Origin of the sequence: Flavobacterium sp. (assembly GCF_044338735.1) — a bacterium.
GTDB lineage: Bacteria > Bacteroidota > Bacteroidia > Flavobacteriales > Flavobacteriaceae > Flavobacterium.
In genome coordinates, this window is the sequence record NZ_JBIIWV010000154.1 from 1 (window position 1) to 4,848 (window position 4,848).

A 4,848-nucleotide genomic window follows, 5' to 3' on the forward strand; every position below is an offset into this window, starting at 1 on the left:
ATTCCAACAGTTGATTTGAAAATTCAATTCAAAAATGCCGCACGTTTGGGCGAAATATTAACCAAAAAATTGTGGGTAAAAGAATTAAAAAACTCTTCAATAATTTGTGGATTTGAGTTTGAAAACGAAAGCAATAATATAGTTTTAGAAGGCGAAGTTACTCTGGTTAACGTAGCTTTCAACGCAGAAAGAAACGGCATTAAAGCCGAACCTTTTTCAGAAGAAATGAAAGAGAAAATTAAAATATATTTAAACTCATAAAAACTTAGCGAAACTCTGTGATAACTTAGTGAAACTTTGTGTAACAACATAAATATGGAATTCAAAAAATTTAAAGCCGCTACTGTTCAAACCTCGCCTGTATTTCTAAACGTAGAAAAAACAGTTGATAAAGCGATTTCTTTTATTAAAGAAGCCGCCTCAAATCAAGCAAAACTTATTGCTTTTCCTGAAGTATTTATTTCGGGATATCCCTATTGGAATTGGATCATGACACCTGTTCAAGGTAGTAAATGGTACGAAGAATTGTATAAAAATTCAGTAGATGTTGCCGGACCTGAAATTCAAAAATTGTGTTTGGCAGCAAAAGAAAACGACATGCATATTGTCATCGGAATCAACGAACGAGGTTCAAGCTATGGCGAAATTTACAATACAAATTTAATTATTGATAATAAAGGCGTTATAATCGGAAAACATAGAAAGTTAGTGCCAACATGGGCTGAAAAACTCACGTGGACTTCAGGTGATGGATCTTCATTAAAAGTGTACGATACAGAAATAGGACCTATAGGAACATTAGCTTGTGGCGAAAACACCAACACGTTAGCACGATTTGCATTGCTCGCTCAAGGCGAATTGATTCACATTGCCAACTATATTTCATTGCCAGTTGCTCCACCAGATTACGACATGGCTGAAGCGATTAAAATACGTGCCGCAGCGCATTCTTTTGAAGGAAAATTATTTACGATTGTGTCGTGTTCCACTATTTCTCAAGAAATCAAAGATGCCTTGCGAGCCGATGTGCCAAATGTGGATGAATTGTTAGATAGAAAAAGTTCGGCATTTTCTGGATTTATTGGACCTAATGGAGCTGTAATCGGTACACCTTTAATTGATGAAGAAGGAATAGTATATGCTGAAATCGACTTAGAAAAGTGCATCCAACCGAAACAAATGCACGATATTCTTGGACATTATAATCGATTTGATATTTTCGATTTACGTGTAAATACCGCCCCAACGCGAAAAATTACATTTATTGAAAATCACGAGGAGTTTAATAAAAGATAAATAATTGATGACTGAGGCTCTCGAAGTCATCAATTTAAAATAAAACAAAATGGAAGAAAATAACTTTTCAGATGACCAAATCGGTCGTGCAAGAGTACAAGATTCACCCGAATTAGTTGCCTATTACAAAGAATTGGAAACATTAGGAGCGGGTGCTTTGTGGACTGTAGCAAATGATATCGAACCTTGGGAACCCCGTTCGTCATCTGTTCCAATGCTATGGAAATATGATGATTTACGTGATTTAGTTTTAAAATCATCCGAATTAGTAACACCCGAACAAGCTGGAAGACGTGTCGTATATTTGGTAAACGACAAACGTAAAGATGTTTCGGCAGCCGTGGGTTGGTTGTACACTGGAATTCAAGTTACGCGTCCAGGTGAAAGTACTTCGGCGCACCGTCATAAGGCATCGGCATTACGATTTATTATGGAAGGCGAAGGCGGTTACACAGTTGTTGACGGCAATAAAATCACGTTTGAAGTCAATGATTTTGTCATTACGCCTAACTCCACTTGGCACGAACACGGCGTGGAAGAAGGTGGGAAAACCTGTATTTGGCAAGATGGTTTGGATATTCCTTTAGTAAATGCACTGGAAGCCAATGATTATGCTGTTTATGATGGTAAGCAACCTTTAGTAAAACCGCTGAATTATTCACCAATAATGTACGGTTGTGCCGGATTAATTCCTGCTGATAAAACGTGGGACAAGCCCTATTCGCCTTTATTCAAATATTCTTGGAAAAACGTGTATCCAGCACTTTTAGAAGCTCAAAGAGTGAATGAAGTTAATCCGTTTGATGGGATTTTTATGCAATATTCTAATCCTTTAACAGGCGGACACGTGATGCAAACGATGGGAGCCGCGATGCAATTATTACCAGCGGGTTTCAAAGGAAAAACCCACAAGCATACGGGTTCGTTTGTGTATCAATGCGCGAAAGGAAAAGGTTTTTCCATCATCAACGGAAAACGTTTCGATTGGAAAGAAAGAGATATTTTCTGTGTTCCGAGTTGGGCTTGGCACGAACATCACAACCTTTCTGAAAACGAAGATGCTTGCCTTTTTCAATTCAATGATTTACCCGTAATTGAAAGTTTAGGTTTATTTCAAATTAGAGAATTAGAAGAAAATAATGGTCATCAACGAATACAATAACAATATCAAATTCAAAAATCAATAAAAAACTTTGCTACTTTGTAACTTAGCAACTTTGAAACATAAAAAATATGAAACTACTTACCTACAAAACACAAGACACAGCACCTCGTTTGGGCTTCATTCATAACAATCAAGTCATTGATATGGAAGATTTTGGAGAAATTTCTAATTTCCCATTGCCTAATGATATGTTGGATTTAATTGATATGGGATTTGAAATTATTGCTGAAATAAGCGAATTAATTTCGGAAACACCAGAAAATTTCTTCGAAGAAATCGCTTATGAAATGAACGAAGTTACGATTTTAGCGCCTATCGAAAAACCCAGAAAAAACATCATTGGAATTGGGTTAAATTACACCGAACATGTGGCTGAAAGTGCCCGTGGATTAGATACAACTGGTAATTTACCGACGAAACCTATTATTTTCTCCAAACCACCTACAACTGTAACGGCTACGAATACGGAAATTATCAAAAATACAAAATTGACTTCTCAATTGGATTGGGAATGTGAATTGGCAGTTGTAATTGCTAAAAAAGGGAAATATGTAGCTAAAGAAGATGCAATGGATTATGTTTTTGGTTACACCGTAATTAATGATATTTCGGCGCGTGATTGCCGTAGAGAAGGACAATGGATTGTATCTAAAGGACAGGATACGTTTGCACCAATGGGACCTTATTTGGTTACAAAAGATGAAATAGAAAATCCACATAATTTGAATTTATCGTTAAAAGTTAATGGCGTTGAAAAACAAAATTCGAATACCAAATTTATGCTTTTCAATATCAATGATTTGATTGAAGATTTGAGTATTGTTTTTACCTTAGAAGCTGGCGACATCATTGCAACAGGAACTCCCGCAGGAGTTGGAGCAGGAAGAAATCCACAAGAATGGATGCACAATGGAGATGTGGTAGAAGCTACTGTGGAAGGAATTGGAACAATTGTGAATACGGTTAAAGAAATTTAAAAAAGTTTTCAGTCTCAGTTTTCAGTATTCAAACTGTTAACTGCGACTGCGACTGTAAACTATATAAAATGAAATACAGAATAGGACAAATAGTTCCATCTTCAAACGTTACGATGGAAACCGAAATACCAGCCATTTTTCGCTCACGCGAAACCATTTTACCTGAGCGTTTTACGTTTCACAGCAGTAGAATGCGTATGAAAAAAGTAACCAAAGAAGAATTGGAAGCAATGGATGCGATGAGTTTAAAATGTGCGCAAGAATTGTCAGATGCTCACGTAGATGTGATGGGTTATGCCTGTTTGGTAGCCATTATGAGTATGGGACGCGGGTATCATTGTGTGTCGGAAGTAAATTTGCACCAAGAAACAATTGCTAATGATTTTCCAACGCCAATTGTTACTTCTGCAGGTGCATTAATTAACGGATTGAAGGTTTTGGGTGCGAAACAAATTTCGATTATTACGCCGTATATGCGACCATTAACCAATATGGTGGTGGATTATATCGAACATCAAGGCATCAAAGTAAAACAAAGTATTGCTTTAGAAATTCCAGATAATTTGGAAGTAGCGGCTCAAAACCCAATGAATTTATTAGAAATCTATAAACAATTAGATTTAACCGATGTCGATGTTTTAGTTGCTTCAGCTTGTGTGCAAATGCCATCGTTGGAAGCCATCGATTTAATTCAAGCAGAATGTGGTATCCCAGTTACTTCTGCAGCTGTTTGTACGACTTATGAAATGATGAAGAAAATTGGAATCGAAGCCAAATCTGCTATTGGTGGAGAATTATTGAGTGGGAACTATTAAAAAAAACAAACCCCAAATAGTTAAAAAACTAATTGAGGTATATATATAGAAGGGGGGGAAATACTTATCTCTCAAATACAAATTTGTATTTTGATGAGGCAAATATATAATAAAATATTTATAAATTAAAATATTATACTATAATTTTAAAAATAATAATGTTTTTTATCTTCAAAATAGCATTTTTATAGTTTTTATGTTTATAAAAAGGCCTTTTCATGTGAAATTTACCTCTCTTTTTTTAAATTATTATAATCTATTGTAGCATAAAATTAAAATAATCACAAAAAAAGACTCCAATTGGAGTCTTTTTTTGTGATTATGATAAAAATTAATAATCTAGCAATTCTAATAGTTCTTTTTCAAACTTATTTTTAGGTAAATATTGATCTTCTAAAGATTTCATGAACGGTATTGCCGATTCAATACTCCCTAATCTTTTAACAGGCGCATCAAGATATTCAAAACAGTTTTCCATAATCATTGCTGAAATATCGCTTGCTACTCCACCAAATAATGTATCTTCTTGTAGAATGATTACTTTACTTGTTTTTTTAACTGAAGTGTAAATTGCTTCCCAATCCATTGGTTGCAG

General features: G+C 35.2%; 6 protein-coding genes. 5 read left to right on the plus strand and 1 reads right to left on the minus strand.

Annotated features, from left to right (window positions below; genetic code table 11):
* The 5 genes from ACIQZC_RS09060 to ACIQZC_RS09080 form a co-directional block, all read left to right on the plus strand.
* On the plus strand, positions 1-261 hold a 261-nt coding region (locus ACIQZC_RS09060; protein WP_396138906.1), incomplete at its 5' end, for an acyl-CoA thioesterase.
* A gap of 54 nt (positions 262-315) precedes the next feature.
* On the plus strand, positions 316-1,296 hold the full coding sequence (locus tag ACIQZC_RS09065; RefSeq protein ID WP_396138907.1) for a carbon-nitrogen hydrolase family protein: 981 nt from the start codon (positions 316-318) through the stop codon (positions 1,294-1,296).
* A gap of 49 nt (positions 1,297-1,345) precedes the next feature.
* Positions 1,346-2,458, plus strand: coding sequence for a cupin domain-containing protein (locus ACIQZC_RS09070; RefSeq protein WP_396138908.1), 1,113 nt, complete (start codon positions 1,346-1,348; stop codon positions 2,456-2,458).
* A gap of 71 nt (positions 2,459-2,529) precedes the next feature.
* The gene (locus ACIQZC_RS09075) at positions 2,530-3,438 is read left to right on the plus strand and encodes a fumarylacetoacetate hydrolase family protein (protein WP_396138909.1); all 909 of its coding nucleotides are present in this window, start codon (positions 2,530-2,532) and stop codon (positions 3,436-3,438) included.
* A gap of 68 nt (positions 3,439-3,506) precedes the next feature.
* Positions 3,507-4,253 carry an Asp/Glu racemase gene (locus ACIQZC_RS09080; protein WP_396138910.1) on the plus strand — a complete coding sequence of 249 codons (747 nt, stop codon included), beginning with the start codon at positions 3,507-3,509 and terminating at the stop codon, positions 4,251-4,253.
* Between the two features lie 331 nt (positions 4,254-4,584).
* On the opposite strand, the gene ACIQZC_RS09085 is transcribed toward ACIQZC_RS09080, so the two are convergent.
* On the minus strand, positions 4,585-4,848 hold a 264-nt coding region (locus ACIQZC_RS09085; protein WP_396138911.1), incomplete at its 5' end, for a transketolase C-terminal domain-containing protein.

Bases quoted from the DNA above. Each gene is read 5' to 3' on its own strand.
- ACIQZC_RS09070 (WP_396138908.1), top strand. From the start codon at position 1,346: ATGGAAGAAAATAACTTTTCAGATGACCAAATCGGTCGTGCAAGAGTA.
- ACIQZC_RS09075 (WP_396138909.1), top strand. From the start codon at position 2,530: ATGAAACTACTTACCTACAAAACACAAGACACAGCACCTCGTTTGGGC.
- ACIQZC_RS09080 (WP_396138910.1), top strand. From the start codon at position 3,507: ATGAAATACAGAATAGGACAAATAGTTCCATCTTCAAACGTTACGATG.
- ACIQZC_RS09065 (WP_396138907.1), top strand. From the start codon at position 316: ATGGAATTCAAAAAATTTAAAGCCGCTACTGTTCAAACCTCGCCTGTA.